Origin of the sequence: Brachybacterium sp. FME24, from assembly GCF_014897705.1 — a bacterium.
GTDB lineage: Bacteria > Actinomycetota > Actinomycetes > Actinomycetales > Dermabacteraceae > Brachybacterium.
This window is the reverse complement of the sequence record NZ_JABUXV010000027.1, coordinates 32125-49947: the sequence shown is the minus strand read 5'-3', so window position 1 is coordinate 49947 and position 17823 is coordinate 32125. Positions and strand designations below refer to the sequence as shown.

The 17823-nt window shown below is 67.0% G+C and carries 18 protein-coding genes and 3 tRNA genes; 13 read left to right on the top strand and 8 right to left on the bottom strand.

Going from position 1 to position 17823, the window contains the following annotated elements; genetic code table 11:
* Positions 1–139: 139 nt before the first annotated feature.
* The 5 genes from INT51_RS20715 (at position 140) to INT51_RS20695 (ending at position 3748) form a co-directional block, all read left to right on the top strand.
* Positions 140–1072 carry a hypothetical protein gene (locus INT51_RS20715; protein WP_193107311.1) on the top strand — a complete coding sequence of 311 codons (933 nt, stop codon included), beginning with the start codon at positions 140–142 and terminating at the stop codon, positions 1070–1072.
* 91 nt (positions 1073–1163) lie between these two features.
* Positions 1164–2693, top strand: coding sequence for a peptidoglycan-binding protein (locus INT51_RS20710; protein WP_193107310.1), 1530 nt, complete (start codon positions 1164–1166; stop codon positions 2691–2693).
* 4 nt (positions 2694–2697) lie between these two features.
* Positions 2698–3126: a hypothetical protein gene (locus INT51_RS20705; protein WP_193107309.1), complete on the top strand. Its 429-nt coding sequence runs from the start codon at positions 2698–2700 to the stop codon at positions 3124–3126.
* On the top strand, positions 3123–3482 hold the full coding sequence (locus tag INT51_RS20700; RefSeq protein ID WP_193107308.1) for a hypothetical protein: 360 nt from the start codon (positions 3123–3125) through the stop codon (positions 3480–3482). Before INT51_RS20705 ends, INT51_RS20700 begins: the two co-directional genes overlap by 4 nt.
* The gene (locus INT51_RS20695) at positions 3482–3748 is read left to right on the top strand and encodes a holin (protein WP_193107307.1); all 267 of its coding nucleotides are present in this window, start codon (positions 3482–3484) and stop codon (positions 3746–3748) included. Before INT51_RS20700 ends, INT51_RS20695 begins: the two co-directional genes overlap by 1 nt.
* A 191-nt stretch (positions 3749–3939) precedes the next feature.
* On the opposite strand, the gene INT51_RS20690 is transcribed toward INT51_RS20695, so the two are convergent.
* Positions 3940–4013: transfer RNA gene (locus tag INT51_RS20690), tRNA-Val, on the bottom strand.
* A 79-nt stretch (positions 4014–4092) separates the two neighbouring features.
* Positions 4093–4512 carry a DUF3052 domain-containing protein gene (locus tag INT51_RS20685; RefSeq protein ID WP_193107306.1) on the bottom strand — a complete coding sequence of 140 codons (420 nt, stop codon included), beginning with the start codon at positions 4510–4512 and terminating at the stop codon, positions 4093–4095.
* A gap of 365 nt (positions 4513–4877) precedes the next feature.
* Here INT51_RS20685 and aceE point away from each other — a divergent pair, with 365 nt between their 5' ends.
* The 5 genes from aceE to INT51_RS20660 all read left to right on the top strand — a co-directional run bounded on the left by aceE (position 4878) and on the right by INT51_RS20660 (position 11381).
* Positions 4878–7622 carry a pyruvate dehydrogenase (acetyl-transferring), homodimeric type gene (gene aceE / locus INT51_RS20680; protein WP_193107305.1) on the top strand — a complete coding sequence of 915 codons (2745 nt, stop codon included), beginning with the start codon at positions 4878–4880 and terminating at the stop codon, positions 7620–7622.
* A 115-nt stretch (positions 7623–7737) separates the two neighbouring features.
* Positions 7738–8685, top strand: coding sequence for an ACP S-malonyltransferase (locus INT51_RS20675; protein WP_193107304.1), 948 nt, complete (start codon positions 7738–7740; stop codon positions 8683–8685).
* A gap of 1 nt (position 8686) precedes the next feature.
* Complete coding sequence (locus INT51_RS20670; RefSeq protein ID WP_193107303.1) at positions 8687–9688, top strand: beta-ketoacyl-ACP synthase III; 1002 nt, start codon at positions 8687–8689, stop codon at positions 9686–9688.
* A gap of 129 nt (positions 9689–9817) precedes the next feature.
* Positions 9818–10066, top strand: a complete 249-nt coding sequence (locus tag INT51_RS20665; protein WP_193107302.1) for an acyl carrier protein — start codon at positions 9818–9820, stop codon at positions 10064–10066.
* Between the two features lie 73 nt (positions 10067–10139).
* Entirely contained in the window at positions 10140–11381 is a 1242-nt protein-coding gene (locus INT51_RS20660) for a beta-ketoacyl synthase (protein WP_193107301.1), read from the top strand.
* 273 nt (positions 11382–11654) lie between these two features.
* Here INT51_RS20660 and INT51_RS20655 read toward each other — a convergent pair whose 3' ends face one another.
* The 5 genes from INT51_RS20655 to INT51_RS20635 form a co-directional block, all read right to left on the bottom strand.
* Entirely contained in the window at positions 11655–12146 is a 492-nt protein-coding gene (locus tag INT51_RS20655; protein ID WP_193107300.1) for a DUF3145 domain-containing protein, read from the bottom strand.
* A gap of 95 nt (positions 12147–12241) precedes the next feature.
* A complete protein-coding gene (locus tag INT51_RS20650) occupies positions 12242–12730 on the bottom strand; it encodes a peptide deformylase (protein WP_193107299.1) in 489 nt (162 codons plus the stop codon).
* Complete coding sequence (locus INT51_RS20645; RefSeq protein WP_193107298.1) at positions 12727–13275, bottom strand: OsmC family protein; 549 nt, start codon at positions 13273–13275, stop codon at positions 12727–12729. Before INT51_RS20645 ends, INT51_RS20650 begins: the two co-directional genes overlap by 4 nt.
* Positions 13276–13352: 77 nt before the next feature.
* A tRNA-Asn gene (locus INT51_RS20640) sits at positions 13353–13428 on the bottom strand.
* Between the two features lie 76 nt (positions 13429–13504).
* A complete protein-coding gene (locus INT51_RS20635; protein ID WP_193107297.1) occupies positions 13505–14638 on the bottom strand; it encodes a LacI family DNA-binding transcriptional regulator in 1134 nt (377 codons plus the stop codon).
* A 162-nt stretch (positions 14639–14800) separates the two neighbouring features.
* Here INT51_RS20635 and INT51_RS20630 point away from each other — a divergent pair, with 162 nt between their 5' ends.
* Both INT51_RS20630 and INT51_RS20625 read left to right on the top strand, forming a co-directional pair.
* Positions 14801–16069, top strand: a complete 1269-nt coding sequence (locus INT51_RS20630; RefSeq protein WP_193107296.1) for a cellulase family glycosylhydrolase — start codon at positions 14801–14803, stop codon at positions 16067–16069.
* Between the two features lie 91 nt (positions 16070–16160).
* Positions 16161–16237, top strand: a tRNA-Ile gene (locus INT51_RS20625).
* Positions 16238–16623: 386 nt separating this feature from the next.
* On the opposite strand, the gene INT51_RS20620 is transcribed toward INT51_RS20625, so the two are convergent.
* The gene (locus tag INT51_RS20620) at positions 16624–16854 is read right to left on the bottom strand and encodes a hypothetical protein (RefSeq protein ID WP_193107295.1); all 231 of its coding nucleotides are present in this window, start codon (positions 16852–16854) and stop codon (positions 16624–16626) included.
* A gap of 366 nt (positions 16855–17220) precedes the next feature.
* On the opposite strand from INT51_RS20620, the gene INT51_RS20615 reads away from it, so the two are divergent.
* The gene (locus tag INT51_RS20615; protein ID WP_193107294.1) at positions 17221–17730 is read left to right on the top strand and encodes a putative immunity protein; all 510 of its coding nucleotides are present in this window, start codon (positions 17221–17223) and stop codon (positions 17728–17730) included.
* Positions 17731–17823: the final 93 nt, after the last annotated feature.

Genomic DNA, 17823 nt, shown 5'->3' with positions numbered 1-17823 from the left:
CACGACGACCGCGCCCGCGACCGTCTAACCACGGAACGAAACCCAGGGCGCTTCAATTCTGCCTCTGACTACGGCGCGCGGGTTCAAGGTTGCGCAGGCGTACAACCCCGGCAACTGGCATTACCCCGAGAACACGGGCGTGACGGCCTCCGAGCTGAACTCGTGGGTGGCGGCTGGTGACGTGGAGATTTGGAACCATTCCGCGACGCACGCACCCGCCGACACTGACGCCGCGCTCTACACGCAGATCGTTGAAGGCCTCGCGCAGATCGAAGCTGAACTACCTGCGGCGGCTGGCAACGTGTGGGGCTGGAACCCGCCCGGCGTCTCGTCCGGTACGTATGGCGGCTACGACGGGGGCAAGCGGCCCGAGGGCTGGAACACGTACGCGGGCCGCCTGATCCTCGCGCATCACGCGGTGGCGTCGGGGTCACTGATCGGTACGCAGCTGCACCCACTTGACGGTGTGCCGCGTGCTGGCCTGGCTCGCTACCAGATGGACTCCCTGACGCCCGCGACGATCAAGGCCAAGATCGATGAGGCCGTCGCTGCGGGTAAGGGCCTGCAGTTGATGATGCACCCTTCCCAGATTGACCTGTCGGGCATGCTCACCACGGCTGGACTGACTGAGGTCCTGGACTACCTGGTGACCCTGCAGAACGCGGGCGATCTTGTGGTCCTGTCCCCGTACCAGCTCGCAGTCGCTGATTCGACCGCTGTCGCAGCAAAGGGCACGTGGGACGACCCGATCGACCTCGGAACCGCCCATCTCGACACGATCACGACCCCTGGTTTCTACACCCAGATCTTCTCTTCCCGGGCCACGAAGGCCCAGGGGTACCCGCACGACAACGCTGCGGGTGTCCTCGAAGTCAAGACGTGGAACAAGGCCAACGGATACGTGATCCACACGTTCACTCCCTGGCAGTCGAACGCGATGGCCAAGCGAACTCTCTACCAGTCCGGCTGGCAAACCTGGTACGGCGTCAACGGCTTCCCGCTCGGGACCACGTTCGCTACCACTGCACAACTGGACGCTATCGCTGCGCGGGTCGCGGCCCTCGAAGCCTGACAAGCACGAACGTTAGGGGCATCGCATTGCGCGGTGCCCCTTTTTCATGCCCGCACGCGCGGGAGGATTGGAGGCCGTTATGGCTGTCCCTATGGTTTCCATGCCCGTGGCGTGGAGCAATAAACGCGAGACGGAGCGTCTGCGTAAGGATGCTTTCGAGTCGTTGCAGCGGATGTTGAATCGCGCGGTGGCTGATACGGGGGTGAACTTCTCGATCTGGTCTGCGCTTCGTACGCATGCGGATCAGGTGGCGATCTTCAAGGCGAACTATACGAAGGTGTCTCGCGGCAGGAAGCTGTCTACTGACCGTGGCTATGCGGGTTCGATCTGGGCACGCAAGCCGGGTGGTGTGTCGGTCGCCTCGCCTGATCTGGGGAGCAATCACCAGGACGGCATGGCTGTCGATATTCACCCGGCAGCTATCCAGAACTGGATCAAGTCTAACGGCGGCCTGTATGGGTGGTCGTGGGATGAAGGCCGTCGCGTCGGTGAGTCCTGGCACTTCCGGTATATCTCGTCCAGCGATGGCATGAAGTCTGAGGGTGTCCTGGATCATGGCGCGGTTCAGAAGGTTGTTGGCGCTGAGGTTGACGGGAAGATCGGCACCGGCACCGCGGCCAAGATCAAGGCGTGGCAGAAGAAGAACGGTCTCACTGCTGACGGCAAGGTCGGATCGACCACTAAGCGGGCGATGGGCCTGGGAAAAGGTGACGCACCGGTAGTGGTGCACGTCCCCGATAAAGTATCCAAGCCCGTCGTTGCGGCATCGGACTATACTTTCGAGGAAGCCGGTCCCGCTGTCAACGCTTACGACGATCGCAAGGGCCACTCGATCAAGCATGCGACCATCCATTGGTGGGGCCGACCGTCCGGCCAGTCGTACGAGGGCATCCGTGACTACTTGATTGACAACGCGCGGCAAGTGTCCGCGCATTACGTCGTGTCCGGTAACAAGGTCGCCCGCATCCTGCCCGAGAACCGTGGCGCATGGGGCAACGGCAACCGGACCGCGAACCTTGAAGGCATCGTCATTGAGTGCGACCCGAACAAGGTGCTCGAAACCCTGCCGACGATTGCGGCACTGCTCGCGGACATCTTCGCCCGCAACGGCGAACTCCCCGTCTACCCGCACTCGCACTGGACAAGCACCGAATGCCCCGGCGACTACCTCCCCTACCTGCCCGAGATTGTGGCCATGGCTAAGGGCGGCACCGTCAACCTTGGACGCCCCATCGTCACACCGTCGAAGCATAAGGGCCTCGCGGAGGATGGCCGCTGGGGTACGACGACTACGAAGGCGTTGCAGCGGTTCCTGAACTCGCGTGTCAAGGCGCGCAAGCTGGCCATTGATGGTCGCATGGGGCCGAACGCGTGGCGGTCGCTACAGGAATACCTCGGCCACCCCGTCGTGGACGGTCTGATCGAGCACCAGTCCTACAAGCCTGACGAGCTCGGCAACGGGATCTCCCCGAACGGCTGGGAGTACACGGGCCGCAACTCCAAGGGTTCGAAGACCATCAAGCGGCTACAGCGATGGATCGGCGTGGCACAGGACGGCGTGGTCTACGAAGGCACCACGAAGGCGTTGCAGAACAAGCTCAACCAGCACGGGGCGAGGTAACAGCATGCTCAGCTCCCCCTACCCCGTCCCCGCCCTGCAAGCCTACCGAGCAGCAATGGTCCTCGGATGGCTCGCAGGAGTCACGGCAGGCGCATGGGTTCTCATCGACCCGCCCAAGTCATACGAAGGCCTCGGACTGATGCTCACTACCGCGTGGGGTGTGTTCCTCTCGCTCGGCAGCGCACTCGCAGCCCTCGGTCACGCGCTCCGCAAGTACAAGGTCGAACTACCCGGCCTGATCCTCGCACTCGGCGGAGTCGTCATCTACGGGTACCTGTCCTGGGTTCAGACCCTCACAGACTCCCCCGGCAGTGGCCCCCGTGCATGCCTGCTCGTGCTACTCGGATGCCTCATCTTCGCCCGCGTGCGGACACTCCTGCACATCGACCGCGAAGGCCGACGCCTCGCCGCGATGAAGGAGGCCCCCGAGTGAGCGACGCCGTAGTCACACTCCTAGTCGCCGTGTTTGGTGGCGGCACGGTCGCCGCGATCATCCAGGGCATTATTTCGCATCGCAAGGGCGTGCGTGACACGGACGTTGAACGCGACCAGACAGCGTTCGAGCAGATGAAAGTGATCCTTGCCGAGCACAAGGACTCCATCGCCGAGTTGAAGGCTGCACGGTCTGAGGACACGAAGCGCCTCGATGACCTGGCCGAGGAGAACCGCCTCTATAGGTGGACTCTGATCGGTGTCACGGACCGTCTACGGCAGAAGCCCCAGGGCACCGTGGACGACATCCTCGAATACATACATGAGCGTCTGCCGATGCTCCGGAAGGACAAGTAATGAGCGTTCTCGCTACCTCCAAGTTCTACATCGCAGCCGGTGAACGAGCGGTCAAGACTGCGGGGCAGACCGTTGTCGCATTCCTCGCCGCCGACGTGACCGGCATCCTCGAAGTCGACCCCGTACAGGCCGCGTCCGTTGTCGGTCTCGCGGTCGTCGTGTCTGTGGCTACGTCACTCGGCTCCATCCCCGTGACCGGTGGCGCATCCCTGGGCGGCGAGGTGCTGTCCGACAAACCGGCCAACACACACCGCGCCGACCACTGACACACACGCACACACTGCGCCCGTCCCGAACGTTCGCGGTGGGTAGGGCCGAACAGTCGCGGCATGAACACGCCCCCAGGTCTGCGGATCTGGGGGCGCTTTCGTGTATCTACAGCCATCTAGTACACATCTCGTACACTGACCCGATGTTGACGCTGTTCACCTGTGCCTGTTTCCTGGCCTGACCTGCGTGGGTCGTCCCGGACTTGAACCGGGGACCTCCTGGGTGTAAACCAGGCGCTCTGACCAACTGAGCTAACGACCCGGGCGGGGCTGGGCCCCTGAAGCCTCCCCGAAGGGAAGGTCTGTTCACCCCGCACGCGGGGCGAACAGCGCACGAGAGATCAGTTGGTACGGCTGGCCAGGCGAGTGCCTGTCCAGTCCTTCGCCAGGTTCAAGGAGCTCATGACGCGCAGACCGGCGATGCCGGCGCTCTCCTGGACGTCGGCCGGGGACACATGGCCCTCACGGCCGGCCTTCGGAATGAGGACCCACACGGGCGCGCCAGGGGCGAGGGTGGTGAGAGTGTCGACCATGGCGTCGGTCAGATCACCATCATCCTCTCGCCACCACAGGATGACGCCATCCACGATCTCCTGGCAGTCCTCGTCCTGGAGTTCGTCTCCGATGAGATCTTCGATGGCATCGCGCAGGTCGAGATCGACATCATCGTCATAACCGAACTCCTGCACGATCTGGCCCGATGTGAAGGCCAGCGGCTCGGCAGGCGAGCTGGACGAAGTGGCGTCGGCCGACGTTGACAAGAAAAAACTCCTCACGAGATGGGATAAAGCAGATGCGACAGCGTCATAGGGCCCGAGGGGTCCTGGGTCGAGCTGTGCGCGCCTGATCCTATGCCACCAGGCCCGTGCTCGCACGTCACACTCCAGCGCTCGTGAGATTCCCTGACAGAAGGGGTGCCGCCCGCCTGGCGACCAGCGCCCCGATCACTTCACGCGCGGGAGCGCTAAGGGGTGTCCGGCGTCTCACACGTGAGGAGGACTGGTGAAGGGTCCTGGCCCCTGCGGCGACGGTAGGCTTGCCCGAACCGAGGCCGAAGGAGCCGTGCCCACTGGCGCCCCACTGCTCCCACGGCCGGTCCATCGCCTCCCGTAGAGAGAAGGACAGTGTGACTTCGCACGAGACCCCTCGTCCCATCGGCATCAACCTGCCCAGCCACGCGCAGGACCCGGACCCGGAGGAGACGCGGGAATGGCTGGACTCTTTCGACGGCCTCGTCGAGCATCGCGGCACGGAGCGCGCCTCCGAGGTCGTCCAGAGCCTGATCCAGCATGCCCGCCATCAGGACCTTCACCTTCCGGACTCGCTGGCCACGGACTACGTGAACACGATCCCGGTCGATGAGCAGCCCGAGTACCCCGGTGACGTGGAGCTCGAGAAGGAACTGCGCAACATCAACCGCTGGAACGCGGCGATGCTCGTCCATCGCGCCCAGCGCCCCGGGGTGTCCGTCGGCGGTCACCTCTCCAGCTATGCCTCCATCGCCACGATGTACGAGGTCGGCTTCAACCACTTCTTCCGTGGTCGCAATCACCCCGGCGGCGGTGACCACGTCTTCTTCCAGGGCCATGCCTCCCCCGGCATCTACGCCCGCGCCTACCTGATGGGCCGCCTCTCCCAGGACCAGCTGGACGGCTTCCGCCAGGAGGTCTCCAGCGAGCACGGCATGCCGTCCTACCCGCACCCGCGGGCCATGAAGGACTTCTGGGAGTTCCCGACCGTGTCGATGGGCATCGGCCCGGTCGCCGCGATCGAGCAGGCCTCCTTCGACAAGTACCTCACCAACCGCAGCCTGAAGGACACCAGCGAGCAGCACACCTGGGCCTTCCTCGGTGACGGCGAGATGGACGAGGTCGAGTCCCGCGGCGCGCTGCACATCGCGGCCAAGGAGCACCTCGACAACCTCACGTTCGTCGTCAACTGCAACCTGCAGCGCCTGGACGGGCCTGTCCGCGGCAACGGCAAGATCATCCAGGAGCTGGAGAGCCAGTTCCGTGGCGCCGGCTGGAACGTCATCAAGCTGATCTGGGGCTCGGGCTGGGATCCGCTGCTCGAGGAGTCCACGGATGGCGCCCTCATCGACCTGATGAACGTCACGCCCGACGGCGACTACCAGACCTATCGCGCCGAGAACGGCGGCTTCATCCGCGACAACTTCTTCGGTCGCGACCCGCGCACCAAGGCGCTCGTGGAGGATCTCTCCGACGACGACATCTGGTGGAAGCTCAACCGCGGCGGCCACGACGCCAAGAAGATCCACGCCGCCTTCCAGGCCGCCGTGGAGCACAAGGGCCAGCCGACCGTCATCCTGGCCCACACGATCAAGGGCTACCGACTGGGCACGAACTTCGCGGGCCGCAATGCGACCCACCAGATGAAGAAGTTCACCCTCGAGGATCTCAAGGCTCTGCGCGACACCCTGCACATCCCGGTCGACGACGAGCAGCTCGAGTCCGGCAGCGTCTACGACGCCCCGCTGTACATGCCCGCCGACGACGCGCCGGTCATGAAGTACCTCAAGAGCCGACGCCACGACCTCGGCGGCCCCGTCCCCTCGCGCAGCACCGAGCACAAGCCACTCGAACTGCCGGGAGACAAGGCCTACGAGGTCGCGCGGCGAGGCTCGGGCAAGCAGGAGATCGCCACCACCATGGCGCTCGTGCGGCTGCTCAAGGACCTCATGCGCGACAAGGAGACCGGCAAGCGCTGGGTCCCGATCGTGCCCGATGAGGCCCGTACCTTCGGCATGGACTCACTGTTCCCGACGGCGAAGATCTACAACCCCGACGGTCAGAACTACCTGTCGGTGGACCGCGACCTGCTGCTGGCCTACAAGGAGTCCACCTCCGGCCAGATCAAGCACATGGGCATCAACGAGATCAGCTCCACCGCGGCTTTCACCGCGGCAGGCACCTCGTACGCCACCCATGACTTCCCGATGATCCCGTTCTACATCTTCTATTCGATGTTCGGGTTCCAGCGCACCGGAGACTTCTTCTGGGCCGCGGGCGATCAGATGGCCAAGGGCTTCGTGATCGGCGCGACCGCCGGCAAGACGACGCTGGCCGGTGAGGGACTGCAGCACATGGACGGCCATTCGCCGATCCTGGCCTACACCAACCCCGGCGCGGTCATCTACGACCCGGCCTACGGCTACGAGCTGGGGCACATCATCCGTGACGGCCTGCAGCGCATGTACGGCGTGGACGATCGCCTCCAGGAGGTCTTCTACTACATCACGGTCTACAACGAGCCGCTGGTGCAGCCCGCCGAGCCCGAGGATCTGGACGTCGAGGGTCTGCTCAAGGGCATGTACGTCCTCGAGGATGCCGCCGAGGGTGAGGGCCCTGAGGCCCAGCTGCTCGCCTCCGGCGTGGGTGTGCCGTGGGCGCGTCACGCCCGCGAGCTCCTGCTCGAGGACTGGGGAGTGCGCGCCGCCGTGTGGTCCGTGACCTCATGGTCGGAGATGCGCAAGGAGGCCCAGGAGGCGGAGAAGCACAATCTGCTCCACCCCGAGGACCAGCGCACCCCGTGGATCTCGCAGCGCCTGGCGGATGTCAACGGGCCGTTCATCGCGACCTCCGACTACGATTTCCTGCTCCCGGACCTGATCCGCGAGTGGGTTCCGGGCCCGTACGGTGTGCTCGGTGCCGACGGCTGGGGCTTCTCCGATACCCGTCCGGCCGCGCGGCGTCACCTGAAGATCGACGCGCACTCCATGGTCGTCAAGGCTCTGCAGCTGCTCGCCCGCGAGGGCAAGATCGATCCGTCGGTCGTGCGACAGGCCATCGACAAGTACGACCTGACCAATGTCAACGCGGGCCAGTCCGGCTCCTTCGGCGGCGAGTCCTGATCACCCCACCGGGCTGCCCCTCCTTCGGGACGGGCAGCCCGGTGGTCTGTCCTGTTCCTGACCCGTCCTCTCCTCACCCGGGTCCGACCCCGCCCCCTCTCCCCTGGAGGTTCCTGTGCTTGCGATCGTCTGTCCCGGCCAAGGGGCGCAGAAGCCCGGCTTCCTGAGCCCGTGGCGCGAGCTGACCGGCGTCGAACAGACGCTGGCCTCCCTCTCCGATGCCGCCGGCGTGGATCTCCTGCGCCACGGCACGGACTCCGACGCCGAGACCATCCGTGACACCGCCGTGGCGCAGCCGCTGCTGGTCGCCGCGGGCATCATCGCCGCCGCCCAGCTGGGCGGCGACGGCGATCTGCCCGGCGCGGACATCATCGCCGGGCACAGCGTGGGCGAGCTGACGGCCGCCGCCCTGGCCGGCGTGCTGAGCGACGCGGACGCGATGCGTCTCGTGGCCGTGCGCTCCCAGGCGATGGCGAAGGCCGCCGCCGCGGACCCCACCGGAATGGCCGCCGTGGTCGGCGGCACGCGAGAGGACGTGGTGGCCGCCATCGAGCGCCACGGTCTGCACGCCGCCAACATCAACTCCGCCGCGCAGGTGGTGGCCGCCGGCTCCCTGGAGGCCATCGCCGCGCTCGGCGAGGACGGCCCGGCGAAGGCCCGCGTGATCCCGCTGCCGGTCGCCGGCGCCTTCCACACCCCATACATGGCCGATGCTCGCGAGGAGCTCGCCGCGTTCGCGCCGACGCTCACTGCCGCGGATCCCTCGGTCCCGCTGGTCTCCAACGCGGGCGGCGAGGTCGTCACCGGTGGGTCCCGGTACCTCGATCTGATCGTCACCCAGATGGCCTCCCCGGTGGACTGGGAGGCCTGCATGGGCGTCCTGCGGGACCGTGGCGTCACCGCGATGATCGAGGTGGCACCGGCCGGCACCCTCACGGGTCTCGCCAAGCGCGAGCTCAAGGGCATCGCGACCGTGAACCTCAACACCCCGGACGATCTCGACGCTGCACGTGCCGTCGTGCGCGAGCACGCCGGATCCGCCCCCTCGGACCAGGAGAACTGACATGCCCGTCTCGTTGCAGGCCAAGCCCATCGTCCCGGGCTCCCAGGTCCTCTCCTACGGCGCCGCCCGCGGCGACCTGATCGTCCCCAACGACGACCTGATCGAGCCGATCAACTCCTCCGATGAGTGGATCCGCCAGCGCACCGGCATCATCACCCGCACGCGGGCGAGCAAGGACGTCGGCGTCAAGGACCTGTCCCTGACCGCAGCGAAGGAAGCGATCGAGCGTTCCGGGATCGACCTCGCGACCCTCGACGCGATCATCGTCTCCACGATCTCCTTCCCGTACCCGACGCCGTCGCTCGCGACGCTGCTGGCCGGCGAGCTGGGCCGGCCGGATGTCATCGCCTACGACATCTCGGCCGCCTGCGCGGGCTTCGCCTACGGGATCGGCCAGGCCGACGCGCTGATCCGTACCGGCGCAGCCCGCCACGTGCTCGTCATCGGAGCGGAGAAGCTCTCCGACTTCGTCGACCCCACCGACCGCTCGATCTCCTTCCTGCTCGGGGACGGCGCGGGGGCGGCGATCGTCGGCCCCAGCGACGAGCCGAAGATCGGCCCGACGGTGTGGGGCAGCGACGGCGACAACTGGGACACCATCCGCATGACCGGCTCGCTCGTGCAGTTCCGCGACGGCGAGGGCGAGTGGCCCACGCTCCAGCAGGACGGCCGCACCGTGTTCCGCTGGGCCGTGTGGCATACCGCGAAGAAGATCCGCGAGATGCTCGACCAGTCCGGACTCACCGTCGAGGACATCGACGTGTTCGTCCCTCACCAGGCGAACATGCGCATCGTGGACGAGCTCGTCAAGCAGCTGAAACTTTCCGAGGACGTCGTCATCGCCCGGGACATCGCCGAGACCGGCAACACCTCGGCCGCGTCGATCCCGCTGGCGACGCACCGGCTGATCCAGGAGGGCGCCGCCAAGAGCGGCGATGTCCTCGTCCAGTTCGGCTTCGGCGCAGGTCTGGCCTACGCCGGCCAGGTGCTGATCCTCCCCTGACCCCGCGGCGTGCGGGCGGGCTGTCACCCGCGTCACGCCACACGGACATCACGGCGATCAGTGCCGGGACCCGGCGATCGCGCGGGTAGTCTGTGACCGCCACACAACCCATTCATCTAAGGAGAACCCATGGCACACACCGAGAACGAGATCCTCGAGGGCCTGGCCGAGATCGTCAACGAGGAGACGGGTGTCGCCACCGAGGACGTCCAGCTCGCGAAGTCCTTCACCGACGACCTCGACATCGATTCGATCTCCATGATGACCATCGTGGTCAACGCGGAGGAGAAGTTCGACGTCCGCATCCCCGACGAAGAGGTCAAGAACCTCGCCACCGTCGGCGACGCCGTCACGTTCATCGTGGGCGCCCAGTCCTGACTCGCGCCTGACGCCCGGGGCAGCTTTGTCCCGGGCGTCGCCGTCCCCAGCCCCACCCGACCCGGAGGTCCGCATGTCCGCTTCCCGATCCCGTGTCGCCGTGACCGGTCTCGGCACCGTCAATCCCCTTGGTGGTGACGTCGCCTCCACCTGGAAGGCGGCACTGTCCGGCACGTCCACCGCACGCACGCTGGACAACGACTGGAAGGAACGCTACGGACTGTCCGTGGACTTCGCCTGCCAGGTCGTGCCCGGCGCTGTCGACTCCCTCACCCGCCCCGAGGCCAAGAAGCTGGATCCCTCGGGCCAGTACTCGATGGTCGCGGCGCGCGAGGCCTGGGCCGACGCCGGCGCCCCCGAGGTCGAGCCCGCGCGGCTCGGCGTCGTGGTCGGCACCGGGATCGGCGGCATCTGGACCACGCTGGACCAGTGGGACGTCGTGCGGGAGCGCGGTGCCCGTCGCGTCAACCCGTTCACGGTCCCGATGCTCATGGCGAACTCCTCCAGTGCCCAGATCTCGATGGAGCTGGGCGCCCAGGCCGGCGCCCACACTCCTGTCTCCGCCTGTGCCTCCGGTTCCGAGGCCGTGGCACTGGGCATGAGCATGATCCGGGACGGCCGCGCCGATGTGGTCCTCGTCGGCGGCACCGAGGCGTGCATCCACCCGATGACCCTCGCCGCCTTCGCGAACATCCGTGCATTGTCCGGCCGGGTCGACGATCCGGAGCACGCTTCACGCCCCTATGACGTGGATCGTGACGGCTTCGTACTCGGTGAGGGCGCAGCCATCCTGGTGCTCGAGAGCGAGGAGCACGCCGCTGCCCGTGGTGCTCGCGTGTACGCCTACGCCGCGGGCCGCGGCATGGCCGCTGACGCCCACCACATCTCTGCGCCGTCGGCAGACGGGCAAGCTCGCGCCGTGCGTGAGGCGATCGATGACGCCGATGTCTCCGCGAAGGACATCGTGCACGTCAACGCCCACGGCACCTCGACGCCGCTCGGGGACATCGGTGAGCTGAATGCTGTCGGTGCCGCGCTGGACGGAGTCACGGACCAGATCGTGGTCACGTCCACGAAGTCGATGACTGGCCACCTGATGGGGGGCGCCGGTGCGCTGGAGTCGATCTTCTCGACGCTCGCCGCGCATCACCGCCTCTCCCCGCCCACGGTCAACATCGAGAATCTCGATCCCGCGACCCCGATGCGGATCGCGCAGAACGCTCCGGTGGATCTGCCCGGCGGAGAGGTCGCCGTACTGAACAATGCCTTCGGTTTCGGCGGTCACGACATCGCCCTGGTGTTCACCAGCGTCTGATCCCCCTCGGCGCGGGAGCCGCCTCGAGTGGTTCCCGCGCCGTGGACGGCCACCTTCCTTGCACCGTAGACGGTCGCATTCCCCGCGCCTGGACGGTCACGGCACTGCGCCCTGGACCGTCGCGTTCCCGGCGCCGGAGACAGTATCGAGTGCGTGGACGGTATCGGATGCGCAGACACCATCGAGTGCGACCTACGGCACCGTTTGACCACTCGAAAGCATGCCTAAGGTCGCACTCGGTTGTCGTGTAGTTGTGCAGCGGGGCTCTGTCCGTCAGCTGACGCGGTGCAGCCAGCGCATCGGGACGCCCTCGCCGGCGTGGCGATAGATCTCCAGCTCCTCGTCCCAGGGCTCGCCCAGGGCGATGCCGAGCTCGCGCTGAAGCGCGAGGGGGTCATTGCCTGCTCTGTCCATGCAGCCGCGCACATGGTCCTCTGTCAGCACGGTGTTGCCGGCTCGATCGGTCGCGGCGTGGTGGATGCCGAGATCAGGGGTGCAGCTCCAGCGGGCGCCGTCGCTGGCGACGGTGGCCTCCTGGGTGACCTCGAAGCGCACCTCATGCATGCCGCGCAGGGCGCTGACGAGCCGGGCGCCGGTGTCGTCGCGACCGCGCCAGGTCAGCTCGGCGCGGAGCAGACCTCGCCCCACATGCTGATCCTCCCAGCGCACGCGTGAGGGCATGCCAAGTACGCCGCTGGCTGCCCATTCGATATGCGGTGCAAGGGCTCGCGGCGCGGAGTGGATATACAGAACGCCCTGAGTCATCTCGTTCCTTCCGGTTTCCGATGCGTCTTCCCCAACGAATCGGAACCGCCCGGATGGTGTGAGATGCCGGACTGCGAGTCACTCTGTCACAGAGCTTAGAGGATTTCTCTGATCTGGCGCAACGCCTTCTTCTTCACAGAGCGTTCGAGGCCGTCGATGTAGAGCTCACCGTCCAGATGCGCGACTTCGTGCTGGATCAGACGAGCGACGATTCCCTCGCCCGCCAGCTCGATCTCGTGGCCGTCCACATCCATGCCGATGCACCGGGCATACGCGGAGCGGGTGCGCGGGAAGAACAGTCCGGGAACGGAGAGGCAGCCCTCGTCGTCGTCCTGGAGCTCGTCGGAGAGTTCGACGATGACCGGATTCAGCATATGACCGATACCGAGATCTTCGAGGTTCCAGGAGAACGCGCGCAGGCTCACGCCGATCTGGTTGGCGGCCACTCCCGCTCGGCCCTCGTCGTCGACAGTATCCATGAGGTCACGAGTGAGGTTCCGGGTGCCGTCGGTGATCTTCTTGACCGGATCGCAGGGCGTGCGCAGCACGGGGTCGCCGACGATGCGGATGGGGCGGATGCTCATCGCTGGGCCTGCCCGTCCTGGGAGGGCCCGGTCGACGACGCTGCACCGGCGGCGTCCGAGGCGGGCTCCGTCGTCGCTGCCGGGGCGATGAGGTCATCGGCCCCGAGGATGGTGTGGGTGACCTCGGTGCCGGGCACGACGGTGCGCTCGACCGTGCAGCCGGCCGCGACAGCGCGGTGGAAGACCTTCACGACGGAGGCGATCTCGGCCTCGGTCAGCCCCTCGAGCGGGAGCTGCACCTCTTCCGCGATCCCGAGGTAGCGGTTCTCCGCGTCGTCGGACTCCCCGTGCGCCCACAGGCGCATGGCGAAGTCCTCGCCGAGGCGTCGGCCGAGGTTGATATCGGAGCTCATGCCGGCGCAACCGATGAGAGCGAGCTTCAGGAGCTCGCCAGGGCTGATCTCGCCCTCTCCCTTGCCGATCGGGATCTCGACGCCCCGCTGGTTTCGGCCCAGCAGAGTGCGGTGTCCGGTTCGATCGGCCCAGACGCTGCTGGGGCCGACATCCTCGGGGGCAGGGAAGCGATCATCGGGGACGGAGGGCATCGTCCTTCTCCTTCACGAGAACCTTCGGGGCGACATGACGCAGCCCCGAGGATCTCCCCGGGGCTGCGCTCATATTCTGGCTCCCGCAGTTGGACTTGAACCAACAACCCTTCGATTAACAGTCGAATGCTCTGCCAATTGAGCTATGCGGGATCGACCTGTGCAACAGTAGCAGGACTACTCGGAGCCTGCACCCAATTTGCGCCTCCCACCGGCCAGTATGACCTATCTAACCTCGGTTCGGCCCCGACGGCGGGGCAGTGTCCGCAGAGGGGTCGGTGGAGCCGCGGACCACCAATATCGGTTCGATCGCACGCACTTCGACCGACGAGCCGGTCTGCTCTGCTCCCCCAGTGACCTCAGGCTGTGGACGGCCTCTGCCCGCGGCGACGATCTCCAGCAGGCGGGTGGCTGCCAGACGGCCGTACTCCACCGCGGATCGACCGATCGCGGTGATCGCTGGTCGGTGGGTGCGGGCCAGAGGGGAATCCTCGTAGCTCGCCACGGCGATACCGCCGGGGACCTCGATGCCGCTCTCGAGCAGCACATGAGTGCCGGCAAGGGCCATCTCATCGCTGTCGAAGACGATCGCGGTGGGGGGTGCGGCCAGGGTCAGCAGCTCCGCGGTCGCCACGGCGGCATCCTGCGCCCCGAACCCTGCGTCCTGCAGGACGCCGTCGACGTCGAGCTCCTGGCACCGCGCGAGGAATGCCTGGTCGCGCTCAGAAGTGTGGAGGAACTCCGCGGTGCCGGCCACGCGGGCGATGCGCCGGTGCCCGTGGGAGACCAGATGATCCACGAGGAGGTGGGTGGCATGGGCGTCGTCGACGTAGACGGAGGGCAGGGAGCCGTGGTGGCCGGGGCCGCCGATCACCAGCGCCGGCTGTCCGAGGTCCTCCAGGGCGGGGATGCGGGGGTCATCGACGCGCAGGTCCACCATCACGACGCCGTCGACACGGCGCTGCGCGAACCAGCGGCGGTAGGTCTCGATCTCCGCCTCGGGAGAGTCCACGATCTTCATCTGCAGCGAGTAGTCCTGCGCGCTGAGCACCTCCTGCAGGCCGGCGACGAAGGCCCCGAAGAATGCCTCGTTGCCGAGCACGTCGGCCGGGCGCGCCAGCACCATGCCGACGGTGAGAACGGGGGCGCCGGCCAGAGCGCGGGCCGCCGGGGAGGGCTCCCAGTTCAGCTCGCGGGCGATATCGATGATGCGGGTTCGGGTCGCATCGGAGACCCCCGGACGCCCGTTGACCGCGAGCGAGACGGCGGCGGAGGTGACCCCGGCTCGACGGGCGATGTCCGCGATGGTGACGCGCTGACCACGCCCACTGCCGCGCGCGTTCGAGGTGCTGCTGGTCGTCATCGTGGGCCTCCCGGCACAGTTCGGCAAGCGGTCGCACACCACCCCTACTTGAGCGCTATAGTAACAGTCGGGCCACCGCAGTTTGCCCGATTTTACGGGCACGCGCGATCAGAATCCCGCACGCGCGCCACGAACTCCAGCCTGTCCGATGGAAGGACGTCGATGCCTGCTCCCGCCCCAGCTCCGAGCGGTGCCCGCGCCGTACGCTTCGGCGTGAACTACACGCCGCGCCAGGGATGGTTCCACTCCTGGCTCGACCTCGATCTGGACTCCGTCGGCGAGGACCTGCAGGCCGTCGCCTCCCTCGGCGCGGACCACGTGCGGATCTTCCCGCTGTGGACCCTGCTCCAACCCAACCGCACACTGATCCGCCCCCGTGCCCTGGACGACGTGCGCGCCGTGGTCGACGTCGCGGCCGCCGCAGGGCTGGACGTCGTGGTCGATGCGGTGCAGGGCCACTTGTCGAGCTTCGACTTCATCCCCAGCTGGTTGGCCACGTGGCACCGCCGCAACATGTTCACCGACCCGGACGTGGTCACCGCGACTGCCGCGATGGTGCGCGCCCTCTCCGAGCGCGTGGCGGAGGCTCCGAATCTGCTGGGGCTGACGCTCGGCAACGAGGTCAACCAGTTCTCCGCCTCCAATCACCCCGATCCGGACGTCGTCACCGTCGAGCAGGCCACCGCATGGACGTCAACCCTGCTCGAGGCGGCCCGGGACGGAGCGCCGACCGGGATGCACACGGTCGCAAACTACGACGCGGCCTGGTTCATGGACGACCATGCCTTCACCCCCGACCAATGCGCGAACCTCGGGGACGCGACCGTAGTGCACTCCTGGATCTTCGACGGGACCGGGCAGCGATACGGCGCCCGCTCCTACGAAGTCGCCCACCGCACCGAGTACTACCTCGAGCTCGCTCGCGCCTTCTCTCCCACCCCGCATCGCCCCCTGTGGCTGCAGGAGGTCGGTGCCCCTCGCAGCATCCTCGAGGAGGCGGACGTGCCGTGGTTCGTGCGCAGCACCGTCGAGAACTCTCTGGAGTGCCCCGAGCTGTGGGGCATCACCTGGTGGTGCTCCCACGACGTCTCGCGCTCGCTCGCGGACTTCCCGCCGCTCGAGCACACGCTGGGACTGTTCGACGAGCAGGGGCGGCTCAAGAACTCCGGCGAGGCGTTCCGCGACGCCATCTCCTCGGCGCGGGAGTCCGCTCCCCCGGCGCCACGCGGCCGCATGATCGACCTGCCGGTCGGCACCGGCGAGCTCCTGCAGCGCAGCGCCGCCGCCCCGGGCGGATCAGTGTTCGAGCACTGGATGGACGCCTCCCGCGCCGGAGAGCGGCCGACGTTGCGTGTGCTGCGCGAGCAGGCCGAGGTCATTGCCGGGGACACCCGCACCGGTGGCGCCGCCGCGACGCGGGTGGGTGCCTGAGCCCGTCGAGGCGACAACCGGGGCTTCTCGCATCTGTCCAGGTCACAGTGCCTGTACGTGGTAGATTCGCCTAGGCCCTTCACGGGTGAACGGCCCAGTAGCTCAGCTGGTTAGAGCAGCGGACTCATAATCCGTCGGTCGCGGGTTCAAGCCCCGCCTGGGCTACCAGGTCAGAGCAACATTCAATGGTCAAGCGGCATCTTCGTTACGCAGTGGGTACGCAGCAGAATGAATCGACGCTCCAAGGTCGAGCAGGTCGTCATCTCACAGACCCGCGAACACGCCGAGCCTCATCGTCGCGGACTCACGGCCCAGCAACCGCTGTAGCGCCTTCCCGTTCGCCCCGGCCCGGATCGCCACAGATGCCGCCCCGTGTACCGCAGTTCGTGGATACGCAGTCCGGTGGGGGAATCGGGTCGTCCCGTTCGTTCTGGCCATCCTCTGGGGTGTTCACGACCACCACGACAGACCTCAGAACACGACTCGTCCAGTTCCCCGACCGCAGCAGTCCCCGGCAGGCGTCGCGAACACGTCAGCGCCCCGTGGGCGGCCTTTCACGAGCGCCCGTAGTCGAGTCCGTGCCAGCCGGGAACGGCACTCAGCGGGCTGCGCAATTCTTCGGTGTGCCCGTGATGAGCTCCCCCGTCTTCGGAGTCGGTGCGCCGCTTATGGACGATGCGCCGGCCGAAATCGAATCCGTCAACAGTGACCGTGACCGCTTTACCCCACCGCAGCCCCATGAACGCCAGAAACCGTCTCAGAGCGGCATCTGAGGGTCGCGTCATCGCGTCTCCTACCTCGTGCTGCGCGCTCCCCAGCGCTTAGGCCTGCGACGTGCTGATCGACAGCCAGGTCACGAAGGGTTCCAGCGGGACGACCCTGGGAAGATCGGGCATGGCAGGATCGAATCGGCCCGTAGGCTTGGCATATGGGCATCCTTGTGGAGTTCGTTGTCGGCTTCCTTCTCGACCTGTTCATGCCGAGCGGGAGAAGGCAGCGAAAGCGGTCCAAGGACGGATGAGCGGGAACGCAGGTGGGAGTGTCCTCCCAGGTGAAACGTTTCCTTTCAGGAGCACCTGCCAGGCCGGTTAGCGAGTGCGGGCCGAGGTCGCGTGGAATCTGTCGCCCGGCGACGAAGGGAAGGAGCAGGGATGATCCTGCCCACTGTCCGCGACCCCCGCCTGATCACCGTCCGTCGCGGCGGCTCGCTCACGGACACCGACCACCGACTGCTCGCGCGCTGGGCTGCCGACTGCGCGGACCACGTTCTCGAACACTTCGAGCACGAACAGCCGGACGATGCCCGACCCGGCGAGGCCATTGCAGCGGCCCGCGCCTGGGCGGCGGCCGAGATGCCCATGATGCAGGCACGAGCCCACGGTGGGCATGCCATGGCAGCGGCCCGACCGCTCAGTGGTGCGGCGCGGTTCGCCGCCTACGCGGCCGGACAGGCTGCCTGTGTCGCTCACGTCGCCGAGCATGATCTCGGCGCCGCCGCGTACGCGATCAAGGCCGTTCGCCGGGCGCGACCCGACGAGGCCGGGGCCGGCAGGGACGAGCGGGACTGGCAACGAGAACAACTGCCGGCCTCCGTGCGTCGGCTCGTGCTCGAGGACCAAGCGCGGCGCAACGACATCTGCTGGTCTGTCTTCTCCGAATAGGCCCTGTCACGCTGCGGCCCAGACGTTTCGATCTCCCCGGCAGAGAGGATCCTCGTGCGCCGAGAGCTCCTCCCTGAGGTCGCTGATCGCGCC

Bases quoted from the DNA above. Each gene is read 5' to 3' on its own strand.
- INT51_RS20670 (WP_193107303.1), top strand. From the start codon at position 8,687: ATGCCCGTCTCGTTGCAGGCCAAGCCCATCGTCCCGGGCTCCCAGGTC.
- INT51_RS20650 (WP_193107299.1), bottom strand. From the start codon at position 12,730: ATGAGCATCCGCCCCATCCGCATCGTCGGCGACCCCGTGCTGCGCACG.
- INT51_RS20615 (WP_193107294.1), top strand. From the start codon at position 17,221: ATGATCCTGCCCACTGTCCGCGACCCCCGCCTGATCACCGTCCGTCGC.
- INT51_RS20660 (WP_193107301.1), top strand. From the start codon at position 10,140: ATGTCCGCTTCCCGATCCCGTGTCGCCGTGACCGGTCTCGGCACCGTC.
- INT51_RS20665 (WP_193107302.1), top strand. From the start codon at position 9,818: ATGGCACACACCGAGAACGAGATCCTCGAGGGCCTGGCCGAGATCGTC.
- INT51_RS20630 (WP_193107296.1), top strand. From the start codon at position 14,801: ATGCCTGCTCCCGCCCCAGCTCCGAGCGGTGCCCGCGCCGTACGCTTC.
- INT51_RS20710 (WP_193107310.1), top strand. From the start codon at position 1,164: ATGGTTTCCATGCCCGTGGCGTGGAGCAATAAACGCGAGACGGAGCGT.
- INT51_RS20705 (WP_193107309.1), top strand. From the start codon at position 2,698: ATGCTCAGCTCCCCCTACCCCGTCCCCGCCCTGCAAGCCTACCGAGCA.
- INT51_RS20695 (WP_193107307.1), top strand. From the start codon at position 3,482: ATGAGCGTTCTCGCTACCTCCAAGTTCTACATCGCAGCCGGTGAACGA.
- INT51_RS20645 (WP_193107298.1), bottom strand. From the start codon at position 13,275: ATGCCCTCCGTCCCCGATGATCGCTTCCCTGCCCCCGAGGATGTCGGC.
- INT51_RS20635 (WP_193107297.1), bottom strand. From the start codon at position 14,638: ATGACGACCAGCAGCACCTCGAACGCGCGCGGCAGTGGGCGTGGTCAG.
- INT51_RS20655 (WP_193107300.1), bottom strand. From the start codon at position 12,146: ATGACTCAGGGCGTTCTGTATATCCACTCCGCGCCGCGAGCCCTTGCA.
- INT51_RS20620 (WP_193107295.1), bottom strand. From the start codon at position 16,854: ATGACGCGACCCTCAGATGCCGCTCTGAGACGGTTTCTGGCGTTCATG.